This window comes from Streptomyces sp. M-16 (assembly GCF_052114405.1).
Classification (GTDB): domain Bacteria; phylum Actinomycetota; class Actinomycetes; order Streptomycetales; family Streptomycetaceae; genus Streptomyces.
This window is the reverse complement of record NZ_JBFRER010000001.1, coordinates 161,849-178,788: the sequence shown is the minus strand read 5'-3', so window position 1 is coordinate 178,788 and position 16,940 is coordinate 161,849. Positions and strand designations below refer to the sequence as shown.

Below are 16,940 nucleotides of genomic sequence, written 5' to 3'. Positions count from 1 at the left end.
GTGCCGGGCGCCTACCCTCCCGCGCACGGGGTAAGCACGCGCCGGGGGACGTCAGGGGAGTTCGGGGACGAAGGGGAGGTAGTCCGTCTCCAGGCTGGAGGGGACCACCACGTAGCTGGCCTCGGGGAGCTCGTTCCACACACCGTGCAGGTCCCCCAGCGGCTCGGACACCACGATGCGGGTCGCGTCCGAGATCTCGCGGAGGTAGTCGATCTCCGGGTGGAGGTCGCGGACGGTATCGGCGCGGCTGCTGTAGAAGAGGGTCCGGGACACGCCCTGGCTGGAGTACCGGAAGGCCCAGACCCGCTCGCCGTCACTGACCGCCACCGTCATCTGGAGCGGTTCGGGTACTCCGTGCTCCTTGCCGAGCCGTTCCACGAACCCGGCCATCCTGGCCACCGCGCCCGGGACGTCCTGGTCGAGGCCGAAGGTGACCGCCAGGTAGAACATCACCTCGGAGTCGGTGGACCCCTCGATGCACGGGAAGAGCGCCGGGTCGACCGCCATGCAGAGGTCCCGCTGCAGCCGGTGGAAGTCCGCGATGGCCCCGTTGTGCATCCACAGCCAGCGGCCGTGCCGGAACGGGTGGCAGTTGGTCTGCTGAACGGCCGAGCCCGTGGAGGCCCGTACGTGCGCGAAGAACAGGGGCGATCGGACGTGGGCGGCCAGCTCGCGCAGGTTGCGGTTGTTCCAGGCCGGCGCGACGTCCCGGAAGATGGCCGGTGTACCGTCTCCGGCCGGGTCGGCGCTGTACCAGCCGATGCCGAAGCCGTCCCCGTTGGTCGCTTCGGCGCCCATGCGGGCATACAGGCTCTGGTTGATCAGGGAGTGCTCCGGACGGTAGAGCACGGCATCGAGCAGCATGGGCGAACCCGAGTAGGCGAGCCAGCGGCACATGCGCACCATCCCCTTCCGCGGCATGATCCGAGCCTAACTCCGTGACGGCGATCGGCCCTGCGGTACGCCGTCACCGCAGGTGGGTGCGCCGGGACGCCCCGTGGTCGTGGCCCGCGGACGGTCGGCGCGCGCGAGGGACGGGGTATCCCGTGCGGTGCCGGGGCGGCGGGCCGGACGCGGACCGACMGGGCCGGCCCCGCGTGCTGGGGCGGGCCCGGTCGGGTCACGAGGGGGGCCTGCTAGCTCTTCTTGCCCCGGAGGCTGTCGGCGGCGCCGCGGGCCCGCTCCGCCGTCTCGGACGTGGCCTCCTTCGCCTTCCCCTTGGCCTGGTCCATCTTGCCTTCGCCCTGCATCCGCTCGTTGCCGGTGATCTTTCCGGCCGCTTCCTTGGCCTTGCCCTTGGCCTGGTCCATCTTGCCCTTGTCAGCCATGCGAACTCCTTGACGTGTGGGTCGGTCCAACGCCTGCCAAATTATGCGATACCCGGACATACCGCACGTCGAGCCCGCCCCGCCCCTACCCGCCCGCGCGGGTCCCGGGGGGATGGCGACCGGCCGCCGCGCCCACCTGCGGGTGAAGCCCCGTAGAAGATCGGCGGTGGTGCCCGCCGGGCCGCAAGACTGTGGCCAGGTACGGGTGGCCGTACCCCTGCGCGCGGGGAGCGGAAGACATGGCGAACGGTACGGTCCTGCTGGCACTGCGGGAGAACCCGATGGGCGGCGGTGTCGGGGTCGAACAACTGCGTCGGATCGGGAAGGAGTTGGAGAACCAGGGACTGGAGCTGCGGTGGGCGCCGAGTGCGCGTGACGCGCGGGGCGCCCTGCAGGCGGAGGCGGGCCTCGTGGCGGCCGTGGTCGCCTGGGACCTGCCGCGCACGGCGCGGGGCGCGGTCGAGGAGGGCGGGGGCGGGGAGGTGCTGCGGCACATCGGGCGCCGCTTCAAGGACCTGCCCGTCTTCCTGGTGATGGCGGACGACGCGGACCAGGACCTGGAGCGCTTGCCGCTGTGGGTCTCGGAGACGGTGGTCGGCTACGTCTGGCCGCTGGAGGACACCCCGTCCTTCATCGCGGGCCGGGTGGCGACGGCGGCCCGCGGCTACCACCGGGACCTGCTGCCACCGTTCTTCAAGGCGCTGCGCAGGTTCGAGGACTCCCACGAGTACTCCTGGCACACCCCCGCCCACTCCGGCGGGGTCGCGTTCCTCAAGTCTCCGGCGGGGCGGGCGTTCTTCGACTACTACGGGGAGCGGCTGTTCCGCACCGACCTGTCGGTGTCCGTCGGGGAGCTCGGGTCGCTCTTCGAGCACAACGGTCCGATCGGCGAGGCCGAGCGCAACGCCGCGCGGGTCTTCGGTGCCGACCGCACCTACTTCGTCCTGCACGGCGACTCCACCGCCGACCGGATGGTGGGCCACTACAGCGTGACGACCGACGAGATCGCGCTGGTGGACCGCAACTGCCACAAGTCCGTGCTGCACGGGCTCGTGATCTCCGGGGCCCGTCCGGTGTACCTGGTGCCGACCCGCAACGGCTACGGGCTGGCCGGGCCCCTGCCGCCCGCCGTGACCGACCCGGCGGCGGTGGCCGCGAGGATCGCCGCGAACCCGCTCACGGCCGGCGCGGTCTCCCCCGCGGCCCAGTACGCGGTGCTGACCAACTCCACGTACGACGGCCTGTGTTACGACACCGTCGCGGCCGCGCGGGCCTTCGCTCCGAGCACTCCGCGGCTGCACTTCGACGAGGCCTGGTTCGCGTACGCCCGCTTCCACCCGCTGTACGCGGGGCGCTACGGGATGGCCGTCGGCCCGGACACCTTCCCGGACACCGGCGCGGAGCCGGGGCGGCCCACGGTCTTCGCGACCCAGTCGACGCACAAGCTGCTGGCCGCCCTCTCCCAGTGCGCGATGGTCCACGTCCGGTCGTCACCGCGGGCCCCGGTCGAACACGAGCGGTTCAACGAGGCGTTCATGATGCACGGCACCACCTCGCCGCTGTATCCGGCCATCGCCTCCCTGGACGTGGCCACGGCCATGATGGACGGTCCGCAGGGCCAGTGGCTCATCGACGAGGCCGTGACCGAGGCGATCCGCTTCCGTCAGGCCGTGGTCCGCACCGGGCGCCGCATCGCCGCCGCCGGAGACCGGCCGGACTGGTTCTTCGGCGTCTGGCAGCCGGAGTCGGTCACGGATCCCGCGACCGGCGAACGCCTCGCCTTCGCCGACGCGCCGCCCTCGCTCCTCGCCGGCGAACCGTCCTGCTGGCACCTGGAGCCGGACGCCGACTGGCACGGCTTCACCGGGCTGAGCGAGGGCTACTGCCTGCTCGACCCGGTCAAGGTCACGCTGACCTGCCCGGGGGTGACGGCCACCGGCGAGACCGGCGACTGGGGCGTTCCGGCCCGGATCCTCACCGCCTACCTCGCGGCGCGCGGCATCGTCGTGGAGAAGACCGACGGCTACACGGCCCTGGTCCTCTTCTCGATGGGCATCACCAAGGGCAAGTGGGGCACCCTGATGGACGCCCTCATGGACTTCAAGGCACTCCACGACGCGGACGCCCCGCTGGACCGGGTCCTCCCGGAACTGGTCGAACGGTTCCCGCGCAGCTACGGCCGCACGACCCTCGCCGCCCTGTGCCGGCGGATGCACGAGCACCTGACCCGCGCCGAGCTGATCAGCGCGCTCGACGCCGCCTTCCAGGACCTGCCGGAGCCGGTCTCGCCGCCCCGCCACTGCTACCAAGCGCTGATCCGGGGCGGCACCGAGCGCGTCCGCCTGGCCGAGGCGGCCGGGCGGGTGGCGGCGGCCATGGTGACCGTGACCCCGCCGGGGATCCCCGTGCTGATGCCCGGAGAGTCCACCGGAGCCCCGGACGGCCCGCTGCTGCGCTACCTGCGCGCCCTGGAGGCCTTCGACCGGTCCTTCCCCGGCTTCCACAGCGAGGCCCACGGGGTGAGCGTGGACCCCGAGACGGGCGACTACCTGATCGAATGCGTCCGCACGGACGGCGCAGGGGACAGCGCCCCGGGGAGGCCCGGCACCGGAACGGACGTCGGGACGCCTTCCTGACGCGGACCCTCCGGGGCGGGGGCCCACCGCCCGGCGGCGGGCCGATGCGGGCCGCCGCCGGGCGTCGCCGTACGCCGCTCCGGGGACGGGACGCCCCCGGCGCCCTCCGCCGCTCACCGCGGGCGGCGGAGGGCCCCTCGTCCACGGCCGGAGCGACGGCGGGCGGGAGGTCAGCTCCCGTTCGTGTCCCCGCCCTCGCGGCGCCTGCGGCCGCGCCGGCCGAGCGTCCCCACCACGGCGATCAAGCCTCCCGTGAGCGCTCCGGACACGAGGATGCGCAGCAGGTTCTCCATCGGGTACTCCCCTCTCCGTCAGGTTCACCGGCCCCTGGGCCCGGTGCCTGATCCACTCCGAACGGGGACACTAGCGGCGTACCGGCGGCCTGGCTTGGACGAATTTGACCTCGCCGCTCACAGCGCGAGCGCCCCCTCCGCCACGCGGGCCGCAGCCATCCGGCCGGGGGTGGTCCCGGCCAGGGCGCGGAACTCGCGGTTGAGGTGCGCCTGGTCGTAGAAGCCGCAGGCGGCGGTCACGTCCGTGGGGTTCGCGCCGTCGCGGGTGAGCAGCCCCACGGCCCGGTGGAAGCGCAGCACCCGGGCGGCGGTCTTGGGCGTCAGGCCGACCTGTTCGGTGAACCGGCGCACCAGGTGGCCCTGGCTCCAGCCCACTTCGGCCGCGATCCGGCCGACGGGGATCGCCCCGCCGGCGCGGGTCAGCAGCCGCCAGGCGTGGCCGACCTCGGGCGCGGGGCGCGGCCCGCGATCGAGCCGGGCGGTCAACGCGGCGTCCAGCAGGTCGAAGCGGGCTCCCCAGTCCCCGGTGGCCGCCAGCCGCTCCACCAGGAGGGCGGCCCCGGGGCCGAGGACGTCGGACAGCTCGACCACCCGGTTGGTCAGCTCGCCCATCGGCACGGCGAACAGCCGGAAGGCGCCCAGCGGGGTCAGTTCCAGCCGGATCGCCTCCTGGCCGCCGGGGTGGTCGCACACGCGGGGCCCGTCCTCCAGCCCGGCGACGAGCGAGCCGGTCACCGGGCCGGGCGGGCCCGTGTCCCCCAGCCGCCGGATGCGGGTGAACGGCTCGGCCAGGCTGAGCACGACGACGGCCCGGCCCGTGGGCACCAGCCTCACCCGGTAGGGGGACGCCGTCGCCTCCCAGTAGCCGGCGTAGCTGTGTACGAAGGGGCGCAGCACGGCGGGCCACGGCCGCGTCACCCGCCATCGGCCGCCGACCCTGGTGACGTCGACTCCCCGACCGGTCACGCACGGGCCCGCCTTCGCGACCCCCGCCATGTCCCCCTCCTCCCTCGGCCCCTCCTGGTCCGTACGCGCCGGGCCGTACGCGCCGGGCCGTGCGCGCCCGTCCGTCAGTCGCCGACGTGGATGCCGGGGCGACGCTCCGGGTCGGGCTCGTGCCTGCGGATGATCTCCCTGGTGACCGGGGCCGTATCGCCGCGGCCGAGCAGGAAGTAGCGGAACATGTGCCGCATCGGGCTCCCCTCCGCCCAGGCGAAGTAGCAGTGCGGCCTGACGCCGGTCGTGTCGCGCAGTGCGAGCAGGATCGCGGCGATGGCGTTCGGCGCGGCCGGCGCCTCGGCGCGCAGGACCCGGTAGCCGTCCACCTCGATGCCGCGCACGGTGAGGGTCTCGCTGAAGTCGGAGGGGTCGACCACGTCGATCTCCAGGAACATGACGTCGGCGGGCCCGGGGACGGGGTTGGACCGGCGCTGCTCCCGCTCCTTGCCGGCGTATTCGGCCCTGTCCCCGGTCTCCCGGCGGTTGGCGATGATGTTGACGGCGTTGTCGTGGGCGAGGGTGTCGGCGACGAACCGGCGGGCGGCCAGGTCGAAGACGATGCTGTCGGCCCGCAGTTCCGTGGTCCGCGAGACGCGGGAGACCAGGGACACGACGATGATGCCCGCGATGAACATGCCCGAGATGGCGAGGCCGTCGGGCTTGTCGACGACGTTGGCCACCAGCGCGTAGAGCAGTACGGCCGTGAGCAGCGTGAAGCCGGCCGTCGCCGCGTGCCGGCGACGGCGCAGGGCGGAGACGGTCACGGCGAAGGCACCGGAGACCATCATGGCGAGGATCCCGGTGGCGTAGGCGCCGGCCTGGGCGTTGACGTCGGCGTCGAAGGCGACGGTGATGACGACGCAGAGGACCGTGTAGACGAGCACGACCGGTCGCACCGCGCGTCCCCATTCCGGGGCCATCCCGTAGTCCGGCAGGTAGCGGGGCACGATGTTGATCAGCCCCGCCATCGCCGACGCTCCGGCGAACCAGAGGATGAGGATCGTGCTGATGTCGTAGACGGTGCCGAAGGCCTCGCCGACGTGTTCGTGGGCCAGCCACGCCAGCGCGCGGCCGTTGGCGCCGCCGCCGGGTTCGAACTCCTTGTGCGGGATGAGGACGGTGGTGACGAAGCTGGCCGCCAGCAGGTAGACGCTCATGATGAGCGCGGCGGTGGTCAGGAGCTTGCGGGTGTTGCGGATGCGCGACCGCAGCCGTTGCTCGGGGTCGGCGCCTTCGGCCTCGACGAGCGGCATCATGCTCACCCCCGTCTCGAAGCCCGAGAGGCCGAGGACGAGCAGGGGGAAGGCCAGCAGGGCCGGGCCCACGACGTCACCGAGGCCGCCTCCGCCCTCGACGAGCGCGTCCGTCCACGCGGACCAGGCGCCGGGGGTGGTGAACACCTCGACCGTACCGATTCCGATGACCACCGCGTTGAGCAGCAGGAAGACCGCGACGAGGGGAATCGCCACGCTCACCGCCTCGCTGAAGCCCAGCAGGAAGACCCCGCCCAGCAACAGGAGCAGGGCCACGGTGATGGCGACCTCGTGGCCGTGCAGGGCGTGCGGGAAGAAGGGGTTCTCCACGATGTGCACGGAAGCGTCCGCCGCGGACAGGGTGATCGTGATGATCCAGGAGGTGGCCACGAAGCCGAGGAGGACCAGGACGAACACCTTGCCGCGCCAGAACGGCAGGAGGTCCTCCAGCATCGCCACCGATCCGGCGCCGTGGGGGCTCTCACCCGTCACCCGCCGGTACATGGGCAGCATGCCGAGCAGCGTGAGACCCACGATCAGGAGGGTCGCGAGGGGTGACACGGCGCCCGCCGCGAGCGCGGCGATGGCCGGCACGTAGGCGAGGCTGGAGAAGTAGTCGACGCCCGTGAGGCACATCACCTTCCACCAGGCGTGCGATTCGCCGTGTCCTTCGCCTGACGCCGACCCGACGGGCTGCACCCGGTGGCGGAGCATCCACCGTCCCAGGCCGCCGTCGGCCTGCGGCCGGAGTGCCGGACTGTCCACCACTTCCGGTATGAGCAGTTCGTCTGTGTCCTTCATGTCCCCCAACAACCTTTCCCGCCCGGCGTTCCGGGCCCGACCGTCGCTGCGCTCGCGGTTCGGCAGCGATCAACGAGTATGAGGGCTGCCGCAGGCCCTCCGAGCCATGATCCGGTCAAGGGCGTCCCATGGTGGCGACCGCGCCGGAACCCCGGCGGGTGACGACGTGCCGGCTGGCGTAGTCTCGGGGGTTTCCACGGCTCCCCACTCGAACGGCCCGTCACCTGTGAGCACCTCCCCCGGCACCGAGCACGCGACGGTACGGCCCCCGGGCCGTGGCGGTGGCGGTGGAGCGGGCGGGGACGACGGCCCGGCCCGGAGGCCGGCCGGATTCCTGGCTCCGCGGGGGGTCGTCGATCTGCGGGGCCGCAACGGCCGGGACGTCACGCTGTCCTACCCGTCCGACGCGGCGGTCGTCGTGGCCGGGCTCCCCGGCAGCGGGAAGAGCACCCTGCTGCGCGCCTGGTCCTCGGCCGCCCTCGTCGTCGATCCCCGTGCCACCCGTACCTCCTACGAGGCGCGGCTGCCCGGCTGGCTCCCGTACGCGGTGTACCGGCCGTGGGCGCGGCTGGGTCACCTGCGCCGGCTGCGTTCGGAGATACGGGGCGGCGGGCCCCTCCTCGTCCACGACTGCGGCAGCAGGCCCTGGATGCGTCGATGGCTGGCCCGGACGGCCCTGCGGGCCGGGCGTCCCCTGCACATGGTGGTGCTCGACGTCGGGCCCCGGGAGGCGCTGCTCGGCCAGCACTCCCGCCGGCGCGTGACCTCGCGGAGGGTCTTCGGAGTCCATCGGCGGGGACTTGCGAGGCTGCTGGCCCGCGTCGAGCGCGAGGGCCTGCCCGCGGCTTCCGGCATCGGTTCCATGGTCCTGTTCGACCGCGGGCTGAGGGACCGCGTCACCGAGGTGCGGTTCGGGGGCGGCCGGACCTGACGGTTCCGGGGCGGCCGGACCTGACGGTCCGGAAGTCCGTTCCGGTGACGCCCCGATCACCCTCCCGCGGCCCTCCTGACCACCTCGTGGAGGTCCTGCACGGCATCGGCGGTGCACAGAGCGGCGGCCGCGACGCAGGCGGTGGCCGCGGCCCCGCGCCAACCGCCGCCCTTCGGCGGGGGTGCGAGCAGTGCGGCCACGCGCCGGGGGACGGGCCCCGGCGTCCCGCGCCGCGGGGAGCGGCCGAGCAGCCCCAGGGCCGCCGCGGGCAGTCGGCGCCGACCGCCCGAGTTCTTGGCCGCCAGCGCGGCCTTCCCCACGGTGACGGCGACCCGGCGCCGGTCCCCGGTCGCCTCGGCGGCGGCCTCGTCGGCCCAGCGTTCCAGCGTGTACGCGACCTGTTCCGCGAGCGGTCGCAGCAACGGGTTCAGGGTGACGGCCAGCTGGACGGCCGCGGTGTACAGGTAGTGGTGGGCGCGCAGGTGGGCGCGCTCGTGGGCGAGGAGGACCTCGCGCTCGGCGGCGTCGAGGGRCGCCAGCATGCCCGTGGACACCACGATCCGGCCGGGCAGCCCCGGCATCGCGAACGCGTCCGCGGCCGGCTCCTCCAGGACGACGAGCGGGTCCTGCCCGGGAAAACAGGCTGCCTCCAGGACGGCCGCGCACACCGCCCGCACCCGCCGGTACACGAAGCGGGAACCCGCCACCACGACGACCGGTAGGAGCAGTGCGGCGACGACGGCGACGGCGACCGAGGCGGGATCGTCGCGCTGGAGCACGGCCGGTGACAGCTCGGCCAGTCGGGCGACGACCGGGATGCGGACCAGGCCCGCCAGGGCCAGGAGCCCGAGCACGGTGGTACTGCCCGTGGCGAACACCAACGCGCCCCCCGCCAGGAGCAGCGTGGCCGGACGCGGGTGCAGGCGGTCGTCCAGCCACCGGGCCCCGGGAGCGGCGAGCAGCGGGAGGAGCAGGGGGAGGTAGACGGCGAGGTGCACGGCGGGACCCGCGCCTACCGGTCCGCGTCGAGGTCGCCGCCCAGCAGGCGGCGCAGCAAGGCCTCGTCCCCGCTGGAGAGGTCGTCGACGAAGCGCGTGAGCACCCGCTCGCGGTCGGGCACCTCTTCCATGGCCTGGTGCATCTTCCGGGCGGCGAATCCCGGTTCGTCCGTGGCGGGGGCGTAGGCGTAGGCGCGGCCGTGCGCCCGCCGGGTGAGCACGTGCTTGTCGTACAGGCGGGTCAGGATCGTCACCACCGTGCTGTACGCCAGGTCACCGCCCATGCCCTCCAGCACCTGACGGGGCGTGAGCGGACCGGGGGCCGACCTGAGTACGGCCACGACCTCGGCCTCGCGTTTGCCGTTGGCCAGGCGACGGTCCCCCTCGTGCGCGGTACCGGCGTGTTCGTGCCCGTCCAATGTTGGCCGCCTCCTCGGTCATCCTCTACAGTCACCCTCGTCTTCTACGCGCGCGTAGAAGACGAGGGTCTTCCCCGAGTGTGCCACGAGCTCCCTTCACCCATGACCCCCGCCGTCCCCTGCGGCGTGACGACAGGAATCCCGTGCACTCACCACCAGGACGCCCCCGGCGACCCGCGCAGGCCGCGCGGTCCGCCCACGGCATCGGGCACCGGCCCTCTCCAGCCTCCGCCGCTCCATCCAGCCAACCCCAGGGACGGACCAATTGAGCACCATCGGCATCGGTCAGGCAGCCATCCTCGGCGTCGTCGAGGGGGTGACCGAGTTCCTGCCGGTCTCCTCCACCGGGCATCTGAAGATCACCGAAGGCCTGATGGGCATTCCGGTGGACGACAAGGCCGTCGTCGCGTTCACCGCCGTCATCCAGGTCGGGGCCATCGCCGCGGTGCTGGTGTACTTCTTCAAGGACATCGTGCGGATCGTGAGCGCGTGGGGGCGCGGCCTGACCAACCGGGAGGAGCGCTACCACCACGACTACAAGTTCGCCTGGTGGGTGATCTTCGCCACCGTCCCCATCGTGGTCGTGGGCCTGGCCGCCAAACCGCTCATCGAGAGCACCCTGGCCTCCCTGTGGGTGGTGGCCGGCTCCCTGATCGTGGGCAGCGGCCTGATGTGGGCGGCCGACCAGATGGGCCGGCACAAGCGCGGCGAGGACGACACCGGCTTCAAGGACGCCATGCTGGTGGGCTGCTCCCAGATCCTCGCCCTCCTCTTCCCCGGCTTCTCCCGCTCCGGCGCCACCATGTCGACCGGCCTGATCCTCGACCTCGAACGCGTCGCCGCGACCCGCCTCTCCTTCTTCCTCGGCATCCCCGCCCTGACCGGCGCGGGTCTGTACGAGCTCAAGGACGCCGTCGGCGCCGGCGTCGACATGCTCCCGCTGGCCGTCGGGACCGTGGTGTCCTTCGCGGTCGCCTACGCCTCGATCGCCTGGCTGCTGAAGTTCGTGGCCAAGCACTCCTTCAACGCCTTCGTCGTCTACCGGATCGTCATCGGCGTCCTGCTCTTCGGCCTCCTCGGCACCGGCGTCCTGGCCGCCTGACGGCGTGCGCCGCTGGTCGGCCCGGCTCTCGCTCCCGATCCGGGCGGCCTACTCCCCCTGGGCGGTCTCGACGCCCCGGTGCAGCCAGACGGCACCGGAGAGGGCGGACGTCCCGGCCGTCGTGCACAGCATGGCCACGGCCAGGAGCACCGGGGCGACCCACCGGACGGGCGCGTGGCCGAGCAGGGCCCTCACCCGGGCGGGGACCGGCCCGGTGACCGCTCCCGCGGCGAGTACGGATCCCCCGGGGCGCCGGCCGCCACGGGTGGCGGCCAGGGCCGCGCGCCCCACCGCGCGCGCCGTGAGCGTGCGGCTGCCGGTGACCCGGGCGGCGCACTCGTCGGCGGCGCGTTCGGCCGCGAACCGCACCTGGGGCACGACGGCGGCCAGTGCCGGGTGGCACCATCCGGCCAGCTGGGCGACGGCGAGGAAGAGGTGGTGGCGCGCGGCGAGGTGGGCGCGTTCGTGGGCCAGGAGCGCTTCGCGCTCGCGCGGGTCCAGGGAGCGCAGCATGCCGCTGGTGACCACGATCCGGCCCGGACCCGTCAGGCCCGGAAGGGCGTAGGCGTCCGGGCGGGAGTCCTCCAGTACGCACAGCCCTCCGACCTGCGGAAGGTGCGCGACGTCCCCGTGGGCGCCGCGCAGGCGCTTCGCCTCGGACAGCCCGCGCCGGACCACGGTCACGCCGGTGACCGCGACGATCCCGGCGGACAGCGCCGAGAGGCCGAGGGCCAGGGGCGCGGGACCGGCCTGGAGCGGCCGGATCAGGTGCAGGAGGGCGGCCAGGGGCGCGATCGCCAGGGCGAGGGGCAGCAGCAGGACGCCCAGGCAGGCCACGACCGCGACGGCGAGCGCGGCGGTGGCCGCGGTGACCGTCCAGAGCGCCGCCTCGGGCCTCACCCGGGCCGCCGCCCGCCGGGCGAGCGGCGGCAGGATCCAGGGCAGTACGAGGGGGACGAGAAGGAGGACGATCACTGTCCGCCTCCCTCCAGCAGCCGCCTGAGCTCCGCCTCGTCGTCGGAGCTGAGCCCTTCGACGAACCGGGCCAGGACGACGCTGCGGTCGCCGTCCTGATCGAGCTCGCGGTGCATCCGGCGAGCCGTCATGCCGTGCGCGTCCTCCAGCGGGAAGTACAGGAAGCCCCGCCCGCCCGGACTGCGGTCGATGACGCCCTTCTCGTACAGCCGGGCGAGCAGCGTCGCCACCGTGGTCCGGGCCAGGGGCTGCGGTATCGCCGCCCTGACCTGCGCCGCCGACTGCGGTTGACCCGCGGCCCACAGGGCGGCCAGAACGCTTGACTCCAGCTCGCCGGCCGGCCGGCGTTCGCTCGCGCTGTCCACCACGGAAGTTTCCTCTCACGGAGTCGTCTACGGCAGGGTAGACCGACTACTGTTCTGTAGACGTCGAGATGGGCCGGCCGCCCCCTCGGCGGTCCGGAAACCTTTCGCCCACGGCGGTGAGCCCCACCCCGACCACCATTATCGATGGGACCGTGCCGATGCCCCTCACCCAGCTCGCCGCACCCGCGCCGGTGCACCTCGCCGTGAACCTCCTCGACGCCCAGTCCCTGCTCGCCGCGTTCGGGACGGTCGGCATCGCGGTCGTCCTGTTCGCCGAGACCGGCCTGCTGATCGGGTTCTTCCTGCCCGGCGACTCGCTGCTCTTCACGGCCGGGCTGCTGTGCGCCGGCTCGGCCACCACCACCGGGCACCTCTCGCTGCCCTGGGTCCTGCTCGCCTCGGCCGCCGGCGCCCTCGCGGGCGCCCAGACCGGCTACCTGCTGGGCCGGAAGGCGGGCCCCGCCTTCCTGACCCGGACCGGGTCCCGCAAGATCGGCGAGGGCGCCGCCCGTGCGGCCGAGATCCTCCAGCGCTACGGGTACGCGAAGGCCATCGTGCTGGCCCGGTTCCTGCCCATCGTGCGGACCGTGCTGAACCCCCTGGCCGGGATCCTGAACGTACCGGCGCGCACCTTCGCCGTCTGGCAGGTCCTGGGAGGTCTGCTGTGGACGACCGGCCTCGTCCTGGCCGGGTACGCGCTCGGCTCCTCCGTACCCGACGTGGACCGCTACCTCCTGCCGATCATCGCGCTCATCGTCGCCGTCTCCCTCGTCCCCGTCGGCCTGGAGCTGCGGCGCTCCCGCCGCGCGGGCCGCGCCGGCGGAAGCGTGTGACACCCGCCCGACGGAAGGAGCGGCGATGCGGATCGTCATAGAGGACGTCCCGGACCAGCTCGGCGGCGAGATCGCCCTCGGCATCGTCGAGCTCGTCGCCCGCCACACCCCTGTCACGCACGGCAGCCAGGGCATCACCGTCCACATGCAGTGCGACTGGACCCCCGAACGCGCGGCCCACCTGCTGCGGGACCTGCCCCTGCGGGCCATCGGGGTCGTGCGGCACGTCGTCGAGGGCTCGGGCTGGGCCGACGTCGAAACGCTGCGCGGCCAGGACGGCGACGGCCTCTGGAAGGGCTTCACCACCACGCTCACGAGCGCGGTCGCCCGCGGCGCCCGCCGAGGGCTGTGGCCCTCCGGCATCCGGATCCCGCTGACCCCGACCACCCACCCCGACGGCGACCGGCGCATCCGGGGCTACGCGATGCCGTGCGAGGCCGTCACCGTGTTCGCCCGGGCCCTGGAGTCCACGGAGCCGACGACCGCCCGGGGCGACGTGCCGTAGGGGACGCACCGGGCGGACAGCACGCCTCCGCCCGCGGGGGGGCCGCAGGACCGGGGCGTCCCCCGTCACCGGGCCGAGGGTTTGTAGACGAATCCGGACAACGGTGAGTGGAGCTTCCAGCCGAGCGCTTCGTAGAGCGCCCGGCCCTGGACGGTCGCGCCCAGGATGCCCACGGTCGCTCCGCTCTCGACGGCCGCGTCGGTGAGGGTGGCCATCACCACCGTCCCGAGGCCGAGGCGCTGGTGAGCCGGTTCGGTGACGATCTGGTCGAAGACGCAGGCGGTACCGGCCAGACCCGTCCGGCCGCACGCGGCGAGTTCCCCGTCGGCGCTCAGGACGCGCACCAGGGTGACGCCGTCGGCGGTCTCGACGGTGACGGCGTACCCGTCCGGCGCACGCACGGGCGACGGGCGCAGGTCGACGGTCATCAGGAAGCAGGGATCGGTGGGCTCCCATTCGGACGGGAACCAGGGTTCCATGTCGCCCGGTGGGAGAAACGCCTTGACGCACGTGCCGGGCTCGGTGATCGTGCCGATGAGCCCGCGGGCGGCTGCGGCGTCGGCGTCGAACAGGACGTGACGGACCGTCCGGGCCGGCTGACCGATCTCCATCCGCAGCCCCCAGGGCACGTCCACCGGCTTGGACGCCCGCCGGGCCACGGCCCACCCTTCTACCCACGACCGTGCGGTCTCCCACTGATCGCCCGCCACCGCCGACCCCTTGGACCCGGCCACCGAGGGCCCGGCCGGCTCCGCGAGCATGTCGTCGACGATCCGCAGGCGGGTCTCCGGGAAGCGCTCCGCGATCGCCCCGCTCATCATGGCCACGCCCTCCGGATCGGGCACCGCGCACCGTTCGCGGCTCTCCGCGTCCGGCCATCGCGCGTAGGCCACCCACGTACCGTCGTCCGCCCGGTGCAGGCGCGAGCCGTAACTGCCGCACCGGGCGTGGATCGCGGCCGTCACCCGCCGCCAACCGTCCACGAACTGCTGCTCCTTGCCCTCGTGGAGCCGCCACCGGTAGACCACTGCGAACATGCGGAATCCCCCCTCGTCCCGTAACACTTCGTCACGTTTCGGCAGACCATATGCGATCGTCCGCACCGCGGGACCCGGGAGCAGCGCCGCCCCGGTGATCATCGACGGCGACGGGTGAGGCAGAATCCGGAGCGCCGGACGAGCCGGCCGAACGACGAACAGGAGCGGGTCCGTTGACCGAGGGCGGGCGTGAACAGGCCGAGGCGTTCCTGCGACCCGGGGAGCGGCTCATCGCCTGGTGCTCCTACGAACTGGGGCCGGGCGTGCCGGCCCCTCCCGCGTCGCTGCTCCCGCCGCCCGAGCCCTCCGAACTCCAGCGGCGGATCGAGGGAAGGCTGCCCGGGCCCCTGAAGCAGCTGGTCAAGGCGCGCGTGCTCGATCCCCGCCGGTCGAGGCCGGCCGCGGCGGCGGACGCGATCGACCGGATGCCGGACGCGGTGGACAACCTCGGCAACCGGTTGATGCACGGAACGAGCATGGAGGGCGGCTGGCAGAGCGCCGCCGGACGCTTCGTCATCTCCCGGGCCGCCGCGCGCGGCTCGGTCACGGGCGTGCTGGCCGTCACGGACCGGCGCTGGTACGCCCTGAGCGACGTCTCACAGCTGTGGCAGATGACGCCGGTGATGAAGCAGTACTGGGAAACGCCCCGATCGGCCGTCTCCGCCCTGCGCGCCAAGCCGACGGGCGTGCTCCAGAAGGGACGCATGGACATCGAGTTCACGGACGGCTCCTGGGTCGCCCTCGTCGCCTCGGTGTCCCGCGACGCGGCACCCTTCGTCGCGGCCTCCGCCCGCTATCCGGGCTGAGCGAGCCTCTGGTCCCGGGCCTGCCGGACGGGCCTGGTGGTGGTCCCGGCGGCCGTTGCGACCCGGCTGGTGATCCGTGCTTGGACCGGCTCCGGAGCAGCCCGTGGGGTCCCGACGGTGCGGGAGGGCGGAGCACCGTTCACGCGGACGCCGGGGGCGGCGCGGGCGTCGGGGCGGGCCGCGGGGCGGGGGCGAGTCTGAGTGTGAGGACGTAGGAGACCACCACCGCGACGATCACGAGCGGCATCACGGTGATCCCCTCGGTTCCCATCAGGATGGTGGCCAGCAGCACGGAGGTCATCGGCAGTTTCAGCATCGCCACGCACATCGCCCCGACGCCCATCGCGAAACCTGACGTCACGTCCAGCCCGGGGAGGTGGGCCAGGGCCAGACCGACCACCGCTCCCAAGAACATCGACGGGAAGATCGGGCCGCCGCGGAAGGCCCCGAGGGCGAGGCCGTAGGCGACGGCCTTGCACACGAGCAGGACCACCAGGGTCACCGCCGCGTATCCGGCCTGGTCCGACAGCAGCGGGCCGAGGGCGCTCTGCCCCGAGTAGAGCACCTCGGAGGCCTCCCGGCCGGTCGTCTCGGCGTACACCAGGGCGGCCACGCCCATGAGCGCACCGGCCAGCACGGTGAGCGGCAGCCGTCGGCGCTCGACCCGGGCCTCCAGGAGCAGGGACGTCCGGTGGAGCGCCGCGCCGAGCAGGGCCCCGGCCACCCCGATGGCCAGTGCCCAGCCGAAGCCCGCGAGATCGGGCCGGGCGGCCCGCGGTACGTGACCGAGGACCAGCGAGAAGGTGCCGAGGCCGGTCCACGACCCCAGGCCGGTGAAGATCAGTGCGCCCACGCCGGCCGCGAGCAGGCCCGGTACCAGGACGATCCCCATCATCGCGCCGCCGATGCCGGACACCTCCATCAGGAGGAACGCCCCGAGCAGGGGCGAGCCCAGCAGCGTGCTGACGGCCGCGAAACTCCCCGCGGCCCCCAGGACGGCGGTGGTGCCGGCGTCGAGGCCGCGCTTCACGGCGCGGACGGCGAACACCGCCAGGCCGCCGCCGAGCGCGATGAGCGGCGCCTCGGGCCCCAGCACCACGCCCGCGCCCAGCGACAGGATCGCCGCGAGCGCGATGCCGGGCAGCTCCGCCGCCGTGGGCGGCCCCTTCGTGACCAGGCCCTCGGCCGGCCTGTGGCCGCCCTCCCCCGGCAGGCAGCGGATGGTCAGGGCCACCAGCAGGCCGCCCACGGCGAGGAGCGGGATCGGCCACCACGAGGGCGTTCCGTCGAAGCCCAGCCCCCTCGGCAGGTCGGTGTAGGTCAGCGACTGCAGCGCGGACACGAGCGCGAGGAACCCGAAGGCCACCGCGGAGACCGGGATGCCGAGGAGCGCCGTCATGACCAGCAGCACCACGTACCCGCGGGTGCGGACCAGGGCGTAGGCGTCCGGCGGTGGCGCGGGGGGCGGCCCGGCGGGTACGGTCGACATGCGCATCGTCTCCTCAGCTCAGGGATCCACCCGGACACGTCGGGCGACAGGCCTCCCGGTGGTCGTATCACGGCACCGGGTCGTGTCGGGCGCGTACGGTCCGCGACGTCCCGGCGAGTCACCGAACGTCATTCCGACGGCACGCTCCGGCCCCGCGCGCGCCGGGTGTG

Annotated in this window: 17 protein-coding genes; 6 read left to right on the top strand and 11 right to left on the bottom strand. The window is 73.6% G+C overall.

Translation table 11 applies throughout. The features are described from left to right. Positions 1-51: 51 nt before the first annotated feature. Positions 52-897: a class II glutamine amidotransferase gene (locus tag AB4039_RS00755; protein WP_266846073.1), complete on the bottom strand. Its 846-nt coding sequence runs from the start codon at positions 895-897 to the stop codon at positions 52-54. A 239-nt stretch (positions 898-1,136) separates the two neighbouring features. Next, positions 1,137-1,328 carry a CsbD family protein gene (locus AB4039_RS00750; RefSeq protein WP_266845967.1) on the bottom strand — a complete coding sequence of 64 codons (192 nt, stop codon included), beginning with the start codon at positions 1,326-1,328 and terminating at the stop codon, positions 1,137-1,139. Between the two features lie 239 nt (positions 1,329-1,567). Here AB4039_RS00750 and AB4039_RS00745 point away from each other — a divergent pair, with 239 nt between their 5' ends. Continuing rightward, positions 1,568-3,964, top strand: coding sequence for an Orn/Lys/Arg decarboxylase N-terminal domain-containing protein (locus AB4039_RS00745; RefSeq protein WP_266845966.1), 2,397 nt, complete (start codon positions 1,568-1,570; stop codon positions 3,962-3,964). Between the two features lie 170 nt (positions 3,965-4,134). Here AB4039_RS00745 and AB4039_RS00740 read toward each other — a convergent pair whose 3' ends face one another. The 3 genes from AB4039_RS00740 to AB4039_RS00730 form a co-directional block, all read right to left on the bottom strand. Further along, positions 4,135-4,257 carry a hypothetical protein gene (locus AB4039_RS00740; protein WP_266845965.1) on the bottom strand — a complete coding sequence of 41 codons (123 nt, stop codon included), beginning with the start codon at positions 4,255-4,257 and terminating at the stop codon, positions 4,135-4,137. Positions 4,258-4,374: 117 nt separating this feature from the next. Further along, positions 4,375-5,253 carry a helix-turn-helix domain-containing protein gene (locus AB4039_RS00735; protein WP_442269713.1) on the bottom strand — a complete coding sequence of 293 codons (879 nt, stop codon included), beginning with the start codon at positions 5,251-5,253 and terminating at the stop codon, positions 4,375-4,377. Between the two features lie 74 nt (positions 5,254-5,327). Further along, positions 5,328-7,310 (bottom strand): amino acid transporter, encoded by a 1,983-nt coding sequence (locus tag AB4039_RS00730; protein ID WP_266845963.1) that lies wholly within the window; start codon positions 7,308-7,310, stop codon positions 5,328-5,330. Between the two features lie 226 nt (positions 7,311-7,536). Between AB4039_RS00730 and AB4039_RS00725 the strand changes: the two genes are divergently transcribed. Beyond that, complete coding sequence (locus AB4039_RS00725) at positions 7,537-8,241, top strand: AAA family ATPase (protein WP_266845962.1); 705 nt, start codon at positions 7,537-7,539, stop codon at positions 8,239-8,241. 56 nt (positions 8,242-8,297) lie between these two features. On the opposite strand, the gene AB4039_RS00720 is transcribed toward AB4039_RS00725, so the two are convergent. Next, positions 8,298-9,239 carry a M56 family metallopeptidase gene (locus AB4039_RS00720; protein WP_442269712.1) on the bottom strand — a complete coding sequence of 314 codons (942 nt, stop codon included), beginning with the start codon at positions 9,237-9,239 and terminating at the stop codon, positions 8,298-8,300. A 14-nt stretch (positions 9,240-9,253) separates the two neighbouring features. Continuing rightward, positions 9,254-9,658, bottom strand: coding sequence for a BlaI/MecI/CopY family transcriptional regulator (locus AB4039_RS00715; RefSeq protein ID WP_266845960.1), 405 nt, complete (start codon positions 9,656-9,658; stop codon positions 9,254-9,256). 265 nt (positions 9,659-9,923) lie between these two features. Between AB4039_RS00715 and AB4039_RS00710 the strand changes: the two genes are divergently transcribed. After that, a complete protein-coding gene (locus AB4039_RS00710; RefSeq protein WP_266845959.1) occupies positions 9,924-10,760 on the top strand; it encodes an undecaprenyl-diphosphate phosphatase in 837 nt (278 codons plus the stop codon). A 48-nt stretch (positions 10,761-10,808) separates the two neighbouring features. Here the strand turns inward: AB4039_RS00710 and AB4039_RS00705 are convergent, their stop codons facing one another. Together AB4039_RS00705 and AB4039_RS00700 are read right to left on the bottom strand one after the other, a co-directional pair. After that, the gene (locus AB4039_RS00705) at positions 10,809-11,735 is read right to left on the bottom strand and encodes a M56 family metallopeptidase (protein WP_266845958.1); all 927 of its coding nucleotides are present in this window, start codon (positions 11,733-11,735) and stop codon (positions 10,809-10,811) included. Beyond that, on the bottom strand, positions 11,732-12,103 hold the full coding sequence (locus tag AB4039_RS00700) for a BlaI/MecI/CopY family transcriptional regulator (protein ID WP_266845957.1): 372 nt from the start codon (positions 12,101-12,103) through the stop codon (positions 11,732-11,734). Before AB4039_RS00700 ends, AB4039_RS00705 begins: the two co-directional genes overlap by 4 nt. Positions 12,104-12,258: 155 nt before the next feature. Between AB4039_RS00700 and AB4039_RS00695 the strand changes: the two genes are divergently transcribed. Both AB4039_RS00695 and AB4039_RS00690 read left to right on the top strand, forming a co-directional pair. Further along, positions 12,259-12,933 carry a DedA family protein gene (locus tag AB4039_RS00695; RefSeq protein ID WP_442269752.1) on the top strand — a complete coding sequence of 225 codons (675 nt, stop codon included), beginning with the start codon at positions 12,259-12,261 and terminating at the stop codon, positions 12,931-12,933. Positions 12,934-12,958: 25 nt separating this feature from the next. Beyond that, positions 12,959-13,438, top strand: a complete 480-nt coding sequence (locus tag AB4039_RS00690; RefSeq protein WP_266845956.1) for a hypothetical protein — start codon at positions 12,959-12,961, stop codon at positions 13,436-13,438. 65 nt (positions 13,439-13,503) lie between these two features. On the opposite strand, the gene AB4039_RS00685 is transcribed toward AB4039_RS00690, so the two are convergent. Further along, positions 13,504-14,475, bottom strand: a complete 972-nt coding sequence (locus AB4039_RS00685; protein WP_266845955.1) for a GNAT family N-acetyltransferase — start codon at positions 14,473-14,475, stop codon at positions 13,504-13,506. Positions 14,476-14,648: 173 nt separating this feature from the next. Here AB4039_RS00685 and AB4039_RS00680 point away from each other — a divergent pair, with 173 nt between their 5' ends. After that, on the top strand, positions 14,649-15,281 hold the full coding sequence (locus AB4039_RS00680; protein ID WP_266845954.1) for a hypothetical protein: 633 nt from the start codon (positions 14,649-14,651) through the stop codon (positions 15,279-15,281). A gap of 139 nt (positions 15,282-15,420) precedes the next feature. Here the strand turns inward: AB4039_RS00680 and AB4039_RS00675 are convergent, their stop codons facing one another. Continuing rightward, entirely contained in the window at positions 15,421-16,770 is a 1,350-nt protein-coding gene (locus AB4039_RS00675) for a chloride channel protein (RefSeq protein WP_442269711.1), read from the bottom strand. Positions 16,771-16,940 lie beyond the last annotated feature (170 nt).